The sequence below is a fragment of the Sphingomonas sp. Leaf32 genome (assembly GCF_001421765.1).
Lineage (GTDB): Bacteria > Pseudomonadota > Alphaproteobacteria > Sphingomonadales > Sphingomonadaceae > Sphingomonas.
The window spans coordinates 148,724-165,726 of record NZ_LMLA01000008.1 but is presented as its reverse complement, the minus strand read 5'-3'; the positions used below and the strand labels follow the sequence as shown (position 1 = coordinate 165,726).

Here is a 17,003-nt window from a genome sequence, read left to right as displayed (position 1 = left end):
AGCCGGGACAGGCGGGGGAGCCTGTCCCGGCAGGGGAGGGAAAGGTTAGAAGTTGAAGCCCGCCGACAGCTTGATCGTACGCGGCTGGTTGCCGCCGATGCTGAACGACGACCGTTCGCCATAGACCGACTGCGTGCCGTCGGTCCGGCTGTTGTCGAGCGGACTGTTGTTGAAATCGATATAGTTGCGATCGTTCATCAGGTTGATGATGTCGACACGGAAGCGGATCCGCGCGGTGTCGTTGACGAACCGGATCGGGATATACTTCGTTGCGGCGACGTCGAGCTGACGACGGCCCCATTGATCGCCCAGGCTGTCACGGAACCGGCCGACGAAGTTGCGCTGGTACGGGTTCGAGCTGTCGAACGATGTCACCATGAACATTGGCGATTCGATCGAGAACTTGGCCGATAGCGACAGACCGATCGGCGTATCTACGCTACCCGCAGCGACGAAGCGGTGGCGCGGCACGCCGGCCGAACGCAACGTCGGGTAATCGTCGATCGACGGGAAATCGAGGCTGAAGGTTTCGCCGAATTGACGGTTTTCCGACGCTTCGGTGAAAGTATAGGTCGCGTCGAGGCTCCACGGCGACGTCGGCGAATAAGGCTTGGTCAGCTTGACATAGGCCGAGTCCGCGTCGGTCTTCAGGCCGTTGTCGCCGATGATGATCGACCCGAAGCCCGGCGGCGTGAAGCCGAACGGCGACTGCGGCGTCGGGTTCTGTGCGGTCGGAGCGGGCGCGAAGAACGACCCGTCCGGACGACGGTTACCCAGCAGATACACGAAGCCGTCGCGGCTCGAGATATGCTGATACCCGACTTCGAGTTCGATCGGGTTGAACCGCGAACGGAAGCCCAGCGAGAACTGGTCCGAATACGGCATCTTCAGATCGTTCTTGATGAAGCGCAGTTCGCGCCCGCCACCGGTGCTGCTCGACGCCAGCTGCGCGCGGCCTTCCGCGGTCAGATAGATCGGGTTCCACGCGATACAGGTCGACGACGGGGTGCACGGGTTCAGCTGGTCGGCGCCCTGGAACAGGAACGTCCGCTGCTGGAACGCGCCGACCGACAGTTCCTGTTGCAGGAAGTCGAACTGGTTGCGGTCGTACGACCGGCCGAAGCCGCCAAAGACGGTGAAGCGACCATCCTCGTCGATGCGATAGGTAAAGCCGACGCGCGGCTGGATCGCGCCGGTAAACGCCTTCCGGTTGTTCCCGTTCGAGATATAGTCGTTGATGTTGTAATCGGCGTTCTGCAGGTTCGGATATTGTGCGGCCGAGATAGCGGTCAGGTTCGACTGCGGGGTCACGAAGTCTAGGAACGCCGGGGTCCGTTCGTAATCCCACCGCACGCCGAGGTTCAGTGTCAACCGGTCGGTGACGTCCCAGTCGTCCTGCGCATAGATGCCAAACTGGAAGTTCTTGGATTCGATCGTAGAGCTGCCGAAGCCGCTGGGAGCGCCGAACTGCAGGCGATAGGGGATGTCGGTCTGGAAACCGGTCTGGCTGAACAGGTTCACGTCATAGGTGTAGGAACCGTTGATGTTGTTCTGTTCGAGCGTGTTGAGGTTGACCCACTTCGCCTTCACGCCGGTCTTGAACGTATGTCCTTCGAGGCCGGTGAAGGTGAAGTCATTCTGGACGGTCCAGCCCTTCTGACCCTTTTCCTGGAAATTGGTACCGCCACCGATGCGCAGAAGGTCGATGCGCCGCGAGCTGGTGCCGGTGATTTCAGTGCGCTGGAAGAACTGATTGATCGACTGTTCGACCGGACGCGGCGACCAGACCACGTCCTCGTACGACACGCGGAAATCGTTGATCCAGTTGTCGGCGGTGTGCTGCCAACGGGCCAGGCCGCGGACATCTTTGACCGAATTGTTGGTCCGGGTGGAGAAGGCGTTGATACCGCTGCCCAGGTCGTCACCGCTTTCCTTGCGGTACTTGCCCGAGAATTCGAACAGGTCTTCCGCAGTCGGCGAGATGTCGATCTTGCCGAAGATCAGGTCTTCGTTAAACGTGTTGGTGAAATTGCCGAAGCGCGAGCGCAGTTCGGCGGGGATCACGTTGATGTCGACGCCGTTGCCCGGCAGCACGTCGACCGGGCGTTCCTGCCGCTTGCCTTCGTAGCTGACGAAGAAATGCGCGATGTCCTTAATGATCGGACCGCCCAGGGCCACGCCGTACTGGATATCCTTGGTGTCGACCTTCGCGACGCGGGTCGGGAACAGTTCGGTCGGACGGCGGTCGCGCAGATCCTGGTTGGTATAGTCGACGAACCCTTCGCCATGGAACTCGTTCGTGCCCGACTTGGTGCCGGCGACGATCGCCACCGAGCTTACCTGGTCGAACTCCGCCTTGTAGTTCGACGACAGCACCTGATATTCGCCGATGGCGAGCTGCGGGAACGGGTTGCCCGGCGACGAATCCTGGCCGGTGACGCCGTTCTTCAGGACATAGTCCTTCTGGCTAACGCCATCGATGAACACGTTGACCGAATTCGACCGCTGCGCACCACCCTGAAGACGGGCTTGGCCGTTCGCGCCTTCCTCAACGAAGCGGACACCCGGCGCCAGGTCGGCGAAGGCCAGAAAGTTGCGGTTGTTCTGCGGCAACTGCTCGATCAGGCGCTGCGTGATGTTGATGCCGACCTGACCGCCCGACAGCGTACGGATGCGGTTGCCGGTGACGACGATTTCTTCGTCGTTCGACGCGACGCTGCCGGGATCGGTTTCGGTGGTTTCGCCGGCAGGCGCGGCGGCGGCGGTCGTCAGGTCGAGGTCGAGACCGGCACTCTGGCCGACCCGCAGCGTGAACTCGTCGGAATTGCGCGTGCCGTTGGTCAGCTGGATTTCCAGCCGGTAGGTGCCGGCGCGCAGCGACGCGAAGTTGTACGTCCCGTCCGCGCCGATGGTGGCGGTACGGCGGATGCCGGTTGCGACTTCGATGGCGGTGACCTGCGTCGCCTTGTTGTTCGCGGGCGACGTGATCGTGCCGCGCAGCGATGCCTGTCCGACCTGTGCATAGGCGGCAACCGGAGCGAGCGTCGCCCCCGTCGCCAGCGTCGTCGCGGCGGCCAGGGCCGCGCGGATCATGGTTTTCCTCATGCGTGTATTCCCCTTTGTTCCCGGTTTTCCGGGTCTTCCCGTGGTGAAGTGGTGTCGCGCACGACCAGCATGGGCGCGCGCAATTCGACGCTTTGGTCGTCGCCGCCGTCGATCTGATCGATCAGGCGGGCGACCGCGCGTTCGCCCAGTCCGGCGATGTCGATCTTGAGCGTGGTGAGCGCAGGCGAGATCAGGCGGGCGAGCGGAATATCGTCAAACCCGGCAACGGCGATCCGGTCGGGCACGGCAATCCCGGCGCGGCGAAACGCCATCATCGCGCCGATCGCCATCATGTCGTTGGCGGCGAATACCGCGTCGACATCCGTCCCCTCCCGAACCAGCCGTTCGGCCACGAAAACGCCCGATTCCTCCAGAAAGGTTCCGCGTTCAAAGCGGGATTCGATGCCCGCTGCGGCCATCGCCGCACAGTATCCGGCAAGCCGTTCTTCGGCATCGATATTTCCCGCAGGTCCCGCGAGATGAAAAATGCGCCGCCGGCCGGTCGCGAGGAGATGCTCGACCATCGTCCGTGCGCCGGCGGCATTGTCGATGCGCAGTTCGGGGCGCGGCTGATGATGGGGCGCGCAATTGACCAGTACGGCGGGCACGCCCGGTGGCAGGTGGCCGAACAACTGGTCGGGGTCGATATGCGGCGCCATCACCACCAGCCCGTCGACCCGCCCGCGCATGGTGTGCAGCGCCTCGACACCGCGTGCCGGATCGGCGTGCATGTTCGACAGCAGCAATTGCAGCCCGCGCTCCGACGCCTCCCGGTCCATGCCGCGCAGCAATTCGGAAAAGAACTCGCCGTGCAGATCCGGCAGGACGACGCCGATCGCGTTCGACCGGGCCAGGCTGAGCGAGCGCGCACCGGCATGGGGGACATAGCCGAGCGTCCGCGCGGCGGCCTCCACCTTCTCGCGCAGGGCCGGTCGGACATTCTGGTGCCGGTTGAGGACACGCGAAACCGAGGCGACGGACACGTCCGCCGCGCGAGCGACATCGCGGATGGTGGCATTCGCCATGCTCTTACCGGTCCACTCCCTGCATCGCCCCGCCCATCGCGGCGAATCCGACGGCTGCCTGCCGTTCGCTCTTGATGTAACCGGTTACAAGAATCTACAACGCGCTTCAACCACAGATTCGAAACGACGAATTTGAAACACGGGCGCGACTGGATCGTTGCGCGAAAGACACAGAGGGGATCGCATGGAAGACATCCGCATTTCGCGCCGGGCGCTCATGATGGGCGCCGGCGCGGTGGCCGCGTGGAGCGCGTCACCGGCCCGGGCGCTGCTGGCGCAGGCGGGCGATCGCCTGCCGGCATCGGTCGAGGCGCTGATCGGTCAGATGACCGTAGAGGAGAAGGCCGGGCAGCTGACGCTGATGGCCGCCGCATGGGCCGGGGGCGCCGCCAACGCGCTGAATCCGATCAGCGCGACCGCAACGTTCGACGAACAGCTGGCGCAAGTCCGCGCGGGCAAATTGACTGGCGTATTCAACGGCAATGGCGCGGAAATGGCGCGGCGGATGCAGTTGGTGGCGATGCGCGAACAGCGGCTGAAGGTGCCGTTGCTGTTCGCCGCCGACATCATCCACGGTTTCCGCACCGTCTTCCCCATGCCGCTGGCCGAGGCGGGCAGTTTCGATGCCGACCTTGCCGAACGCACCGCACGCGCGGCGGCGGTCGAGGCGTCGGCGGCCGGCATCGATTGGACCTTCGCGCCGATGGTCGACATCGCCCGCGACCAGCGCTGGGGCCGCGGGATCGAGGGGGCGGGCGAGGACCTGCTGCTGGGCAAGACGATGGCGGATGCCCGCGTACGCGGTTTCCAGGGGCGTCGCGGGCTGACCGCCGACGATGCGGTTGCGGCCTGCGCCAAGCATTTCGCCGCCTATGGCGCGGCGGAGGCCGGGCTGGATTACAACACGGTCGATATTTCCGAACGGACGCTCCGCGAAACCTATTTCCCGCCGTTCCAGACCGCCTTTGCCGCCGGTGCGCCGACGACGATGGCGTCGTTCAACGAATTGTCGGGCGTACCCGCCACCGCCAATCCGTGGTTGCTCGACACGATTTTACGCAAGGAATGGGGCTTCGGCGGGCTGGTCGTGTCCGACTATACCGGTGACGAGGAACTGATCGCGCACGGCTTCGCGGCGGATGCGCGCGAGGCGACGAAGCTCGCCTTCCTTGCCGGCGTCGACATGTCGATGCAGTCGGGCTTCTATATCAAGCACCTGCCCGATCTGGTCGCGAAGGGCGAGGTGCCGATGGCGCGCCTCGACCAGGCGGTGCGCCGCGTGCTGGCGCTGAAGGTGCAACTCGGCCTGTTCGACGATCCGTTCCGCCGCATCGATCCGCGCCGCGAGAAGGCGCGGGTGCGCACCGCCGCCCATCTGAAGCTGTCGCGGGAGGCGGGCGCTCGCTCGATCGTGATGCTGAAGAACGACGGCGATCTGCTGCCGCTGCCCAAGTCGGGCAAGAAGATCGCGCTGATCGGTCCGTTCGTGCAGGGGCAGCGCGAGCTGATCGGCACATGGAACGTCTATGGCTCGGATGCGGAGGCGGTCGACCTGCTGACCGGAGTCCGCGCCGCCGTCACCGATCCTTCGCTGGTTTCGGCGGTCGACGGGTCGGGCATCACCGACGCCATCCCCGGCGGGATCGAGGCGGCGGTCATCGCCGCATCGCAGGCGGACGTGGTGCTGCTGGCGATCGGGGAGTCGCAGCGCATGTCGGGGGAGGCGCAGTCGCGCGTCGACATCGGCATCCCGCAGGCGCAGCTCGACCTGGCGCAAGCGGTGCTGGCGACCGGCAAGCCGACCGTCATCCTGCTGCGCAATGGTCGGGCGATGGTACTCGACAAGCCGGTGCTGGATGCGCGTGCGATCCTCGTCACCTGGTTCCTGGGGTCGCAGAGCGGTCCGGCGACCGCCGACATCCTGTTCGGCGACATGTCACCTTCGGCCCGCCTGCCGGTCAGCTTTCCCTACTCGACCGGCCAGCAGCCTTATTATTATGCGCACAAGACGACCGGCCGGCCCAATCCGCCGGGGCCGCTGGCCGAATACAAGGCGCGCTATCGCGAAGGGCCGAACGCGGCGCGTTTCCCGTTCGGCCATGGCCTGACCTATGGCCGCGTCGCCTATAGCGATCTCGATCTCGGCGGCGGGCGGCTGAATACCGATGGCGCGCTGAAGGTGCGGGCGCGGGTCACCAATAGCGGCACCCGCGCCGCGACCGAGGTGGTGCAGCTCTACATCCACGACGTCGCCGCCAGCATCACGCGTCCTGTCCGCGAGCTGAAGGCGTTTCAGCGCGTAGCGCTGGCACCGGGCGAATCGAAGATCGTCGAGTTCACCCTGCGCGCCGACGCCCTGCGCTTCATCGGGACGCAGAACCGTCCCGTCGTCGAACCGGGCAGCTTCCGCATCTGGGTCGCGCCCTCGGCCGAAGCGGACGGCGTCAACGGCAGCTTCGTGCTGGCCTGAACGCACGCACCCGGCATCGGTCGTCGCGCGTTGACCCTCTCAACCGCAAGGAGAAGCATGTGATGACCGATGACGGAAAACAGCCCAACCAGGCGGTAGGCGGCAAGTCCGACGCCGGCGGGCCCGATGGCGTCAACACGACGTCCGGCGGCGGCGAGTCCGGTGGCGGAGCCTATCCCAATCCGCATGACGACAAGGATGCCGGACGCTTTGCCGGTGGGCAGAGCGAAAAAGACTATCACGGCGGACCGGGCGGCGCGCACAACGACGCCGCCGGGACCGACACGTCCGACGCGGACTGATCCTGCCGGTCAGGCGGCGGTCAGCACGCCCTGCGCCATGACCAGCGTGCCGAGCGGGCCGGCTTCGTCGCCCAAGCCCGCCGGCACGATCCGCTCGCCGATCGAGTGCTCGTCGACAAAGCCCAGATAGCCCGCCAGTGCCGCGACCGTGCGTTCGCGCACCATTGGCAACACGTGCGGCTGGCCGAGCCCGACCCCGCCGCCGACGATGATGCGGGCAGGGGAGAGGGTGAGGAACAGCATCGCGAACGCCTCACCCAGCGCATCGGCGACATCGCGCCACGCCGGATCGTCGGCGCCCAGCAGATGCGCCGGCTTGCCCGCCCGCGCGGCGATCGCGGGGCCGCTGACCAATCCTTCCAGGCAGTCGCCATGGAACGGACAGGCTCCGGCAAAATCGTCCCCCGCGCGCCGCCGCACGCGGATATGCCCGGCTTCCGGATGCATCAGGCCGGTCACCGGCCGTCCGTTGACGATGATCCCCATGCCGACCCCGGTTCCGACCGTGACGTATAGGAAATCGGACAGGCCGACGCCGGCGCCGTGGCGACCCTCGCCCAATGCCGCACCCGTCACATCGGTATGGAACGCCACCCGGTCGAACCCGACCGCAAGCGGTCCGACGATGTCCGCGCCCGCCCAATGCGGCTTGGGCGTCGGCAGCATCGTTCCGTCCGCCACCGAAATCGGGCCGAAGCTGGCGATACCGATCGCTTCGGGGCGATGCACCTGCCGCCATTCGGCCAGCTTCGCCGCCAGCGCGCCCAGCGTTTCGTCGGGCGTGGTGGTCGGCACGCGGAACCGGTCGATGATCGTGTCGCCATGTCCGATCACCGCGATCGACTTGGTTCCGCCCAGTTCGACACCGGCAACCATCCTGTCCGCAACCATCGTTCGCCCTCTCCGCTGATCCCCGATCCTGCCGTAGCGACGCCCGTCGCGGCAAGCCGGGTTATTGTCCTCAGCCCATATTGGCGTTCGCAATCGTTTGCAATTGTCTCGCATCCTCCACACATTCTGCTGGCAGATGTATGGAATATGTTCGTACAAGTAACAACATGGACGAAAATACCACATCCGGGTCCCGCGTGCGGACGATCGCCGACCTTGCCCGGCTGGCCGGGGTGTCGCCCGGTACCGTGTCGCGCGCGCTGGCCGGCAAATCGCTGGTCAATGCGGAGACCCGAGACCGCATCCAGGCGCTGGCCGCCGAACACAGTTTCCGCCCGAACCAGATGGCCAGCCGATTGCGGACGCAGCGGACGGGGGTGATCGGGGTGGTGGTGCCGCTGGGCCATGAACGGCGCCAGCATCTGTCCGACCCGTTCTTCATGACGATGCTCGGCTTCCTCGCCGACCGCCTGACCGAGGATGGCTACGACCTGATGCTGTCGCGCGTCATTCCCGATGCGACCGACTGGCTGGAGCGGATCGTCGATTCCGGTATGCTCGACGGGGTGCTGCTGATCGGCCAGTCGGACCAGTTCCATACCATCGAACGCATCGCCCGCCGCTATCGCCCGCTGGTGGCGTGGGGCAGCAGCAATCTGCCCGACCAGATGCATTGCGCGGTCGGGACCGATAACATCGCGGGCGGGCGGCTGGCCGGCGAACGGCTGATCCAGCGCGGCGCGCGGCGTATCGCCTTTCTCGGCGAACTGCGTGCGCCCGAAATTCGCCAGCGTTGCGAGGGCGTGGCGCAGGCGCTGGCGATCGCCGGTATCGCCGACCCGCCGATCCAGCTCGACACCCATCTCGCCTCCGACATCATGGAGCAGGAGATCGCCGCGCATCTCGACCGGGTCGGCGGGCAGGTCGACGGGATCGTTGCCGCATCGGACGTCATCGCGTTGACGGCGCTGCGCGTCCTGGCCGATCGGGGCATCCGTGTTCCCGGCGATATGCCGGTCATCGGCTATGATGACCTGCCGCTCGCGGTAAGCGCCGTGCCGCGGATCACGACCGTCCGCCAGGACATCGCGCGCGGCGCGAACGAGATGGTTTCCGCGCTGTTCCGCCGGATCGCGGGGGAGGATGCCCCGTCGGTGGTGATGACGCCGACGCTGGTCGAACGCGACTCCGCCTGATCGCGCAGACGGGGGAGGGGCATCATCCCACTTGCGCCGCCCCCGCGCCCGACGCTATCGCACCCCGGTACAAGCGTGGGCCTGTAGCTCAATGGTTAGAGCTGGCCGCTCATAACGGCTAGGTTGCGGGTTCGAGTCCTGCCGGGCCCACCAACGCTTGTGCAACGCGGCGTTTGCGACTAGGGCCGCGCTTCGCGTCGGGGAGTGGCGCAGTCTGGTAGCGCGCCTGCTTTGGGAGCAGGATGTCGCAGGTTCGAATCCTGTCTCCCCGACCACATTGCCCTGAAGCGATTCGATCGCACCGCTTTATGGTTATGCGCACTGGCGCGGACGGTGCACAGAAACGCGGCACCCGTCTTCCCTGATATCGTTGCTGCTGACGTGCTGTATCTCTGCAGGGGGCAAGGGGCATTGTAGAGCGAGGTGGGGCTTCGCTCCGCCGCGCTCCTCAGCTCGTTGCTCGGTATTACGTTTATGCGGCTACAGGTCGAGAACCGGCCGGTTCGACGTCGGGTATTGGAGATGGCGCCCGGCGGGACAGTTTACCGGGCGAATCGTTCCGAGCGTGCAGTCCGTTTGGCGGCAGGCAGAGGTTATGCTGGGCGCGCCGCCGGTAGATCGAACCATGCGGATTGGCGAACACTGCAGGGCGCCGGGGTTTCGCGCAGTTGCGATGAAGCAGCGATCTTACGCACCGAATATGGCAAATCGTGCGGCGGTGCAGCGCGCAACATTCGCTCATCGGTTCGTCGCAAAGGCGCCGCAATCGCGCCATCGTGCTGCTGACCGCGTAACGATCCGTAGCTGGCACGAAAAAAAGGGCGCCACCGTTGCCGGGGCGCCCCTTCTTCATTCCTGTTTCCCGCATCCGAGAGGACGCAGGAACGGGAATTACATGCCGTTGTGCTCGGCTGCGTTCTCGATCGCGTCCGAAGCGTCTTCGGCGTTTTCCGAAGCGTTCATCAGGTCGGCAGCGACGGCTTCGTTCGAGGTGTTCTCGGCCTGCGCTTCGAGGTTGTCAGCCAGCATTTCCAGGTTGTCCGACGCGGCGTCAGCGGCGTTGTCGGTCGGGGTATTCTTGCAAGCGGCAACCGACAGGAGGCCGACGGCGGCGGCGACGAGCATGATCTTCTTCATTCGGGTTACTCCCAGAAAATTCCATTTCGCGAATATCCCGGCGTCACCGCCGTCGCGAGATAGCCGCAATAGCGCCTTGTACGCCGCCGTCAATCTCCAATTGTGGCAGGAATGCGGCTTTGCGACCAATGGTGGGCCGTGGCTCGCCTGCGACGAACGACAAATATGCCTCTAAATAGGGCGAAAAACGGCGGTTGACGCGACGTCATGTTGCATTAGCGAATTGTTATGGGTCTCATTCGAGATTTCCGGCTGGACCACGCTGCGCGCCGCATTTGACCGGTCGTCATGGCGGGGCAGGGTGGCCCGAATCGCACGCTTGGCCCGCCGTCGGTCCGTAGCGCCCGCGTTGCCAATTCGACGGCCCAACGCTACATCGCGCCAGAGCCTTTTACACCACCCCCGATATTCGAAACGGAGCCGTCGGCAATGGCCGTGCAGTACAGCTATGTGATGAAGGGTCTGACCAAGACCTTCCCCGGCGCCAACAAGCCGGTTCTCAACAATATCCACCTGCAGTTCCTGCCCGACGCGAAGATCGCGATCATCGGCCCGAACGGCGCGGGCAAGTCGACGCTGATGAAGGTCATGGCCGGCATCGACACCGAATTCACCGGCGAGGCATGGGCCGCCGATGGGGTGAAGGTCGGCTATCTGCCGCAGGAGCCGAAGCTCGACCCGACCAAGACGGTGATGGAGAACGTCAAGGACGGCGTGCGCCCGGTCGCCGACCTCGTCGATCGCTTCAACGCCATTTCGGCCGAGATGGGCGATCCGCAGGACGACACCGACTTCGATAAGCTGCTCGAGGAAATGGGCGAGCTGCAGGCGAAGATCGATGCGGTCGACGGCTGGAGCCTCGACAACCAGCTCGAAATCGCGATGGAAGCGCTGCGCTGTCCGCCGGGCGATGCCTCGGTCGAAAACCTGTCGGGCGGTGAGAAGCGCCGCGTCGCATTGTGCAAGCTGCTGCTGGAAAAGCCGCAGATCCTGCTGCTCGACGAACCGACCAACCACCTCGACGCCGAAAGCGTCGGCTGGCTGGAGAATTATCTCAAGGAATATACCGGCAACGTCATCCTCGTGACGCACGACCGCTATTTCCTCGACAACGTCGTCAACTGGGTCCTCGAACTCGATCGCGGTCGCTACTACACCTACGAAGCCAATTATTCGGGCTATCTGGAAAAGAAGGCCAAGCGGCTCGAACAGGAAGAGCGCGAGGAAGCCGGCAAGGCCAAGGCGATTCAGGACGAACTGGCATGGATGCGCCAGACGCCCAAGGCGCGCCAGACCAAGTCCAAGGCCCGCATCCGCGCCTTCGACGAACTGGTCAAGAACCAGGAAAACCGCGCGGTCGGCAAGGCGCAGATCCTGATCCAGATCCCCGAACGCCTCGGCGGCAAGGTGATCGAGGCGCAGGGCCTGACCAAGGCCTATGGCGACAAGCTGCTGTTCGAAAATCTCGACTTCAACCTGCCGCCGGGTGGCATCGTCGGCGTGATCGGGCCGAACGGCGCGGGCAAGTCGACGCTGTTCAAGCTCATCACGGGACAGGAACAGCCCGATGGCGGCTCGATCGAGGTCGGGCAGACGGTGAAGCTCGGCTATGTCGACCAGTCGCGCGACGATCTCGATCCCAACAAGAATGTCTGGGAAGAGGTGTCGGACGGCCTCGACATCTTCCGCTTCGGCAAGCAGGAGCTGGGTACGCGCGCCTATGTCGGCGCGTTCAACTTCAAGGGGCAGGACCAGCAGAAGAAGGTCGGTCAGCTATCGGGCGGTGAGCGCAATCGCGTCCACATCGCCAAGATGCTGAAGGAGGGCGGCAACGTCCTGCTGCTTGACGAACCGACCAACGACCTCGACGTCGAGACGCTGCGCGCATTGGAAGAGGCGCTGGAAAGCTTCGCCGGCTGTGCCGTGGTCATCAGCCACGATCGCTTCTTCCTCGATCGCCTGTGCACTCACATCCTCGCGTTCGAGGGCGACAGCCATGTCGAGTGGTTCGAGGGCAATTTCGAAGCCTATGAGGAAGACAAGCGCCGCCGCATGGGCGACGCCGCGGATCGTCCGACGCGACTGGCGTACAAGAAGCTGACGCGCTGACCTGATGCCGGTGGTCGAGGAAAATGGGGCGGGGTCGGACGATCCCGCCGATGCGATCCGCTATCGCCTCGACCAGCAGCGCATCCTGGCCGAATTCGGCGGCATCGCACTCCGCAGCCGCGACATCGACGAGATCGTGCGGGCGGCGGTCGAACTCGCCGCGCGGGGAATGCGCACCCGGCTCGCCAAGTTCCTGCACCATGACGACCAGGGCGGCGCGCTGATCGTCCGTGCCGGCATCGGCTGGGACGAGGGCGTGGTCGGGCAGGCGGAGATGGGCGACGACCTGGCTTCGCCCGCGGGCTTCGCCTTCCGCACCGGCGAAGCAGTGATCTCCAACCATCTGGGCGACGAAAAACGCTTTCGCACCCCCGGATTCATGGCGGATCATGGCGTCAAGCGCGCGATCAACGTGCTGGTCGAGGCCAATGGTCGCCGGTTCGGCGTGCTGGAGGTCGACAGCCGCAAGGATGGCCGGTTCGAGGAAGACGACCTCGCCTTCATGCAGGGTTTCGCCAACCTGATCGGCGTGGCGATCGAGCGGCTGGATGCCGAGGCGTCCCTGCGCGCGGCGATCCAGCATCAGGAACTGCTGACGCGCGAGGCGTCGCACCGGGTGAAGAACAGCCTGGCGATGGTGTCGGCGATGCTGAACCTGCAGATGCGCGAGGATGACGACCCGCGCGTGCAGCGGATGCTGGGCGATGCGCAGGCGCGGATCGTCGCCATCGGGCAGGCGCATGACCAGCTGTGGCAAGGCGACCGCGTCGGCGTCGTCGCGCTGGACCGGCTGGTATGCGGCATCATTGACGGCCTGCGTAAGCAGGCGCCCGACCACGCCATCGACTGCGATATCGCGCCGCTGGTCGTGAGCGGCGACACGGCGATCCCGCTGGGGCTGTTGCTGACCGAACTGGTCACCAACGCGATCAAATATGCTTATAGCGAAGGCGGCGGGCCGGTCAGGATCGAGACGCGCTGCGACGATGGGCAGTTATGGCTGGAGGTCGTCGATCATGGACGGGGATTGCCGGCGGGCTTCGATCCGGCGGCGGCGCGTCCAACCAGCCTTGGGATGCGGATGGTGTCCAGCCTCGCGCGGCAGCTGGGCGGGACGTTGCGTTTCGAGGATGCCGGGCCGGGGACGCATGTGTCGTTCGTGATGCCGTTGCCTGAGGCGGTGTAGGGCGGTCCTTCTCCCCCAACGCCTCCCGCTTGCTTCGAACTTGTCGAAAAGTGTTGCCTTCCACCCGCATCAACCCGTTCGTGCTGAGTAGGGACCGAGCCCTTCGACTGCCTACCCGCGGCAGGCGCTCAGGACAGGCTTCGGTGCTACGCACCGAAATCGAAGGCCCGTATCGAAGCACCCTTGGCAGTCCTTCGATACGCCCTTTCGACAGGCTCAATGGCTACTCAGGACGAGCGGCGGGGATGCAGGGCGGCCTTCTCGACAGTCGCTTCTCGACAGGCTCGAAACAAGCGGAGTAGGTGAGGAAAGGGGGCGGATAGAGGACCGCTCCCCTCACACCAGCTTGACGAACACCCCAGTATCGCGCCGCTCCACCTCGAACTCCTTCACCTTCTCGATCAGGTCCGACAGCCGCTTGAACCCGTAATTCCGCGTGTCGAAGCTCGACCGGTTCGCCGCGCGCTGGCCGACTTCGGACAGGCTGGCAAAGCCCTTCTTGTCGACCTTCGACGCGTCATAGGCATCGGACAGCAGCTTCACGAGCGACGCATCGACCTTCTGGCTCTTGCGCGCCGGGGCAGGGGCAGGCTTGGCCGCCGGAGTCGTGGCGGGGGCGGGGACGCCGCCGATCGCGGGGGGCAGCGGCATGTTCGCCACATCCTCGACGTCCAGCGACGCGACGTCGATGAACCGGGTGCAGCTCTCGCGGAACCCCTCTGGCGTGCGGTCCGTGCCGAAGCCGTAGACCGGGACCCCTTCCTGCCGGATGCGCTGGGCGAGCGGCATGAAGTCGCTGTCCGACGACATGATGCCGAACCCGGTGATCCGCCCGCGCAGCAACAGGTCCATCGCGTCGATGGTCATGCGCATGTCGGTCGCGTTCTTGCCCTTGGTGATGTCGAACTGCTGGAACGGTTCGATGCCGTGGCGCATCAGCAGCGCCTTCCAGCTTTTGAGGCCGGGCTTTTCCCAATTGCCATAGGCGCGGCGGACGTTGACCGTGCCGAATTCGGCCAGCACCGTCAGCACGGAATCGAGATAGGCGGCGCCGGCATTGTCGGCATCGATCAGCAACGCGACGTTGCCGGTGGGGGCGTTATGGTTGGCCATGCCGCCCGTCTATCGCACTCGCGGCGCGCGTGCGACCGAAACCGTCAGGCGCGCTGCCGGGCGGCGTCGATGCTCCACGCCCCGCCGCCGGCCGCCGCCATGTACAGGAAGGCGAAGCAGTACAGCACCGCCGCTTCGCCGCCATTGGCGATCGGGAACGGACCCTGCGGCGCATGGGCCAGGAAATAGGCGACCGCCATCATCCCCGACAGGACGAACGCCACCGGCCGCACCGCCAGCCCGACGATCAGCAGCCCGCCGCCGACCAGTTCGAGGATTGCCGCGCCATACAGCAGCCCGTTCATCGGCATCGGAAAGGGCGGCAGGCCGAACAGCTTGGACACGCCATGGCTGAGGAAGACGAGGCCGAAGACGATCCGCATCGCGGCGAGCAGGCGCGGGGCAAGGGTGGCGGGCAGGGGCATGATGGTTTCTCCTCGGGGCGACGACCCCGATATTGCAGCGGGTCGGTCGTTCCCCAAGTGCAATGATCGAAACGATCCGTTGCATCATTCGGTGCGCTGGCGCTCCGTCTCCGCGCGACGCAACATGGTGTGCGCCAGCTCCTCCTCGCCCAGCACGACCTGATCGACGCCGTGGCGGGTGAGATATTGCACCTCCTCCGCCGAATGCGCCCGCGACAGGATGTAGAGGTCTGCATTCATCCCACGCGCGTGCTGGACGATGGCACCCGCCTCGAACCCGCCGGGAATGGCGATCAGCAGCTTGGTCGCCTGCGCCACCCCGGCATCGCGTAGCACATTGGGGTCGAGGGCGTTGCCCAGCACCACGCTCCACCCATGCGCTTGCGCCGTGCGGGCGGTATCGGCCTGATCCTCGATCACGACGAAGGCACGACCGGCCTCGCGCAGCCCTTCGGCGATCAGTCGCCCGACGCGGCCCGCGCCGATCAGCACGACATGATCCTCGCGCGCTTCCTCCCGCGCTGCCTCGCGTTCCCGGGCGGGGCCGGCGTCCTCGCCACGTCCGGCGACCGCGCCGAACAGGAACGGATTGACCATGATCGACAGGATCGCCCCGGCCAGGATCAGGTCGCGCCCCTCGCTCGGCAGGATGTTCAGGCTCGTCCCCAGCCCGGCGAGGATGAACGAGAATTCGCCGATTTGTGCGAGGCTGGCGGCGATGGTCGCGGCGGTCCGGTTGGGGTGGCCGAACAGGCGGACGATGGCGAAGGCGGCGGCGGACTTGCCGATCACGATGATGGCGATCGTCGCGATCAGCGGACCGGGCTGCTGCGTCAGCACCTTCGGATCGAACAACATGCCGACCGATACGAAGAACAGCACCGCGAACGCATCGCGCAGCGGCAGCGTCTCCTGCGCCGCGCGCCGGCTGAGCGGGGTTTCGCCCAGGATCATGCCGGCGAAGAACGCGCCCAGCGCGAACGACACGTCGAACGCCAGCGCCGCGAAGAACGCCACCCCCAGCGCGATCGCCAGCACGGCGAGGCGGAACAGCTCGCGCGATCCGGTGTGCACCACCCAGTGCAGCGCCCACGGGATCGCCCGCCGTCCGACGACCAGCATCAGCGTGACGAAGCCGGTGACCTTCAGCAGCGTCATCGCGACGGCGGTCACGATCGCGCCCGGTGCGGCGGCCTTCGCCGGATCGACCGCCGCCGCGATCACCGGCAGCAGGACCAGTGCCAGCACCATCGCCAGATCCTCGACGATCAGCCAGCCGACCGCGATCCGCCCGCGTTCGGTCTGCACCAGCGCGCGGGCCTCCAACGCGCGCAGCAGCACCACGGTACTGGCAACCGACAGCGCGAGGCCGAACACGATTCCCGCCATCAGCGACCAACCGAGGAACTGCGACAATCCCCAGCCCATCGCCGTCGCCACCGCGATCTGCACCAGCGCGCCGGGCACGGCGATGCGCCACACCGACAACAGGTCCTTCAGCGAAAAATGCAGCCCCACCCCGAACATCAGCAGGATGACGCCGATTTCGGCCAGCTCGGCGGCGATGCCCGAATTGGCGACGAACCCCGGCGTGAACGGCCCGATCAACACGCCCGCCATCAGATAGCCGGCGATCGGCGACACCCGCAGCTTGTGCGCCATCGCCCCCAGCGCGAAGGCCGCGACCAGGGCGGTGACGATGGTTCCGATCAGCGGCGTGTAGTGGGGCATTCCGTCTCCTCGACCGGTTCGACTGATTGAACGAACCGCTGCGGCGCAACCAAGTTTCAAATCGTTGCCGAATCGCTTCGTTGGTAGATAATATCGTTGTCCGAGCATGGCGCTTGGTCGATGGCTTGCCAGTCGTTCGCAGCCGGTCTGTTATGGGCAAGGAAGGAGCAGATGATGATAGTCGGTATTGCCGGTACGGATCAGCTCATCAGATGCCCAGCCTGCGGTCATTGCACGGTTGTTCGAGCGCGCGTGCGTGGGATGCCCCCGGCGGGTCCCGGCTCCTACGCTTCGGTACCCATTCCCTCGCCGA

Annotated in this window: 12 protein-coding genes and 2 tRNA genes; 7 read left to right on the top strand and 7 right to left on the bottom strand. The window is 65.5% G+C overall.

Features of this window, described 5'->3' with window-relative positions; all coding sequences use genetic code 11:
- Window positions 1-45: 45 nt before the first annotated feature.
- Together ASE83_RS11235 and ASE83_RS11230 are read right to left on the bottom strand one after the other, a co-directional pair.
- Window positions 46-3,093, bottom strand: coding sequence for a TonB-dependent receptor (locus ASE83_RS11235; RefSeq protein WP_055789718.1), 3,048 nt, complete (start codon window positions 3,091-3,093; stop codon window positions 46-48).
- Window positions 3,094-3,101: 8 nt separating this feature from the next.
- Window positions 3,102-4,130 (bottom strand): LacI family DNA-binding transcriptional regulator, encoded by a 1,029-nt coding sequence (locus ASE83_RS11230; RefSeq protein ID WP_055789715.1) that lies wholly within the window; start codon window positions 4,128-4,130, stop codon window positions 3,102-3,104.
- A 184-nt stretch (window positions 4,131-4,314) separates the two neighbouring features.
- On the opposite strand from ASE83_RS11230, the gene bglX reads away from it, so the two are divergent.
- Together bglX and ASE83_RS11220 are read left to right on the top strand one after the other, a co-directional pair.
- On the top strand, window positions 4,315-6,600 hold the full coding sequence (gene bglX, locus ASE83_RS11225) for a beta-glucosidase BglX (protein WP_055789713.1): 2,286 nt from the start codon (window positions 4,315-4,317) through the stop codon (window positions 6,598-6,600).
- A gap of 59 nt (window positions 6,601-6,659) precedes the next feature.
- Window positions 6,660-6,902 (top strand): hypothetical protein, encoded by a 243-nt coding sequence (locus ASE83_RS11220; protein WP_443024314.1) that lies wholly within the window; start codon window positions 6,660-6,662, stop codon window positions 6,900-6,902.
- Window positions 6,903-6,911: 9 nt separating this feature from the next.
- Here the strand turns inward: ASE83_RS11220 and ASE83_RS11215 are convergent, their stop codons facing one another.
- The gene (locus tag ASE83_RS11215) at window positions 6,912-7,778 is read right to left on the bottom strand and encodes an ROK family protein (RefSeq protein ID WP_082443300.1); all 867 of its coding nucleotides are present in this window, start codon (window positions 7,776-7,778) and stop codon (window positions 6,912-6,914) included.
- A gap of 182 nt (window positions 7,779-7,960) precedes the next feature.
- On the opposite strand from ASE83_RS11215, the gene ASE83_RS11210 reads away from it, so the two are divergent.
- From ASE83_RS11210 to ASE83_RS11200, 3 genes are all read left to right on the top strand, one after another.
- The gene (locus ASE83_RS11210) at window positions 7,961-8,989 is read left to right on the top strand and encodes a LacI family DNA-binding transcriptional regulator (protein WP_055789705.1); all 1,029 of its coding nucleotides are present in this window, start codon (window positions 7,961-7,963) and stop codon (window positions 8,987-8,989) included.
- A gap of 77 nt (window positions 8,990-9,066) precedes the next feature.
- Window positions 9,067-9,142, top strand: a tRNA-Ile gene (locus ASE83_RS11205).
- 45 nt (window positions 9,143-9,187) lie between these two features.
- A tRNA-Pro gene (locus tag ASE83_RS11200) sits at window positions 9,188-9,264 on the top strand.
- Between the two features lie 616 nt (window positions 9,265-9,880).
- Here ASE83_RS11200 and ASE83_RS11195 read toward each other — a convergent pair.
- On the bottom strand, window positions 9,881-10,126 hold the full coding sequence (locus ASE83_RS11195; protein ID WP_055789702.1) for a hypothetical protein: 246 nt from the start codon (window positions 10,124-10,126) through the stop codon (window positions 9,881-9,883).
- Window positions 10,127-10,555: 429 nt separating this feature from the next.
- Between ASE83_RS11195 and ettA the strand changes: the two genes are divergently transcribed.
- A complete protein-coding gene (gene ettA / locus ASE83_RS11190; protein WP_055789700.1) occupies window positions 10,556-12,235 on the top strand; it encodes an energy-dependent translational throttle protein EttA in 1,680 nt (559 codons plus the stop codon).
- Window positions 12,236-12,239: 4 nt separating this feature from the next.
- Window positions 12,240-13,421, top strand: a complete 1,182-nt coding sequence (locus ASE83_RS11185; protein ID WP_055789697.1) for a sensor histidine kinase — start codon at window positions 12,240-12,242, stop codon at window positions 13,419-13,421.
- A gap of 336 nt (window positions 13,422-13,757) precedes the next feature.
- Here ASE83_RS11185 and ASE83_RS11180 read toward each other — a convergent pair whose 3' ends face one another.
- From ASE83_RS11180 to ybaL, 3 genes are all read right to left on the bottom strand, one after another.
- Entirely contained in the window at window positions 13,758-14,534 is a 777-nt protein-coding gene (locus ASE83_RS11180) for an NYN domain-containing protein (protein WP_055789694.1), read from the bottom strand.
- A gap of 44 nt (window positions 14,535-14,578) precedes the next feature.
- Window positions 14,579-14,959, bottom strand: coding sequence for a DoxX family protein (locus tag ASE83_RS11175; protein ID WP_055789691.1), 381 nt, complete (start codon window positions 14,957-14,959; stop codon window positions 14,579-14,581).
- Window positions 14,960-15,043: 84 nt separating this feature from the next.
- On the bottom strand, window positions 15,044-16,690 hold the full coding sequence (gene ybaL / locus ASE83_RS11170; RefSeq protein ID WP_055789688.1) for a YbaL family putative K(+) efflux transporter: 1,647 nt from the start codon (window positions 16,688-16,690) through the stop codon (window positions 15,044-15,046).
- Window positions 16,691-17,003: the final 313 nt, after the last annotated feature.

Coding starts and splice junctions, on each gene's coding strand:
- ASE83_RS11195 (WP_055789702.1), bottom strand. CDS start 10,126: ATGAAGAAGATCATGCTCGTCGCCGCCGCCGTCGGCCTCCTGTCGGTT.
- ybaL (WP_055789688.1), bottom strand. CDS start 16,690: ATGCCCCACTACACGCCGCTGATCGGAACCATCGTCACCGCCCTGGTC.
- ASE83_RS11180 (WP_055789694.1), bottom strand. CDS start 14,534: ATGGCCAACCATAACGCCCCCACCGGCAACGTCGCGTTGCTGATCGAT.
- ASE83_RS11175 (WP_055789691.1), bottom strand. CDS start 14,959: ATGCCCCTGCCCGCCACCCTTGCCCCGCGCCTGCTCGCCGCGATGCGG.
- ASE83_RS11210 (WP_055789705.1), top strand. CDS start 7,961: ATGGACGAAAATACCACATCCGGGTCCCGCGTGCGGACGATCGCCGAC.
- ASE83_RS11235 (WP_055789718.1), bottom strand. CDS start 3,093: ATGATCCGCGCGGCCCTGGCCGCCGCGACGACGCTGGCGACGGGGGCG.
- bglX (WP_055789713.1), top strand. CDS start 4,315: ATGGAAGACATCCGCATTTCGCGCCGGGCGCTCATGATGGGCGCCGGC.
- ASE83_RS11215 (WP_082443300.1), bottom strand. CDS start 7,778: ATGGTTGCCGGTGTCGAACTGGGCGGAACCAAGTCGATCGCGGTGATC.
- ASE83_RS11185 (WP_055789697.1), top strand. CDS start 12,240: ATGCCGGTGGTCGAGGAAAATGGGGCGGGGTCGGACGATCCCGCCGAT.
- ettA (WP_055789700.1), top strand. CDS start 10,556: ATGGCCGTGCAGTACAGCTATGTGATGAAGGGTCTGACCAAGACCTTC.
- ASE83_RS11230 (WP_055789715.1), bottom strand. CDS start 4,130: ATGGCGAATGCCACCATCCGCGATGTCGCTCGCGCGGCGGACGTGTCC.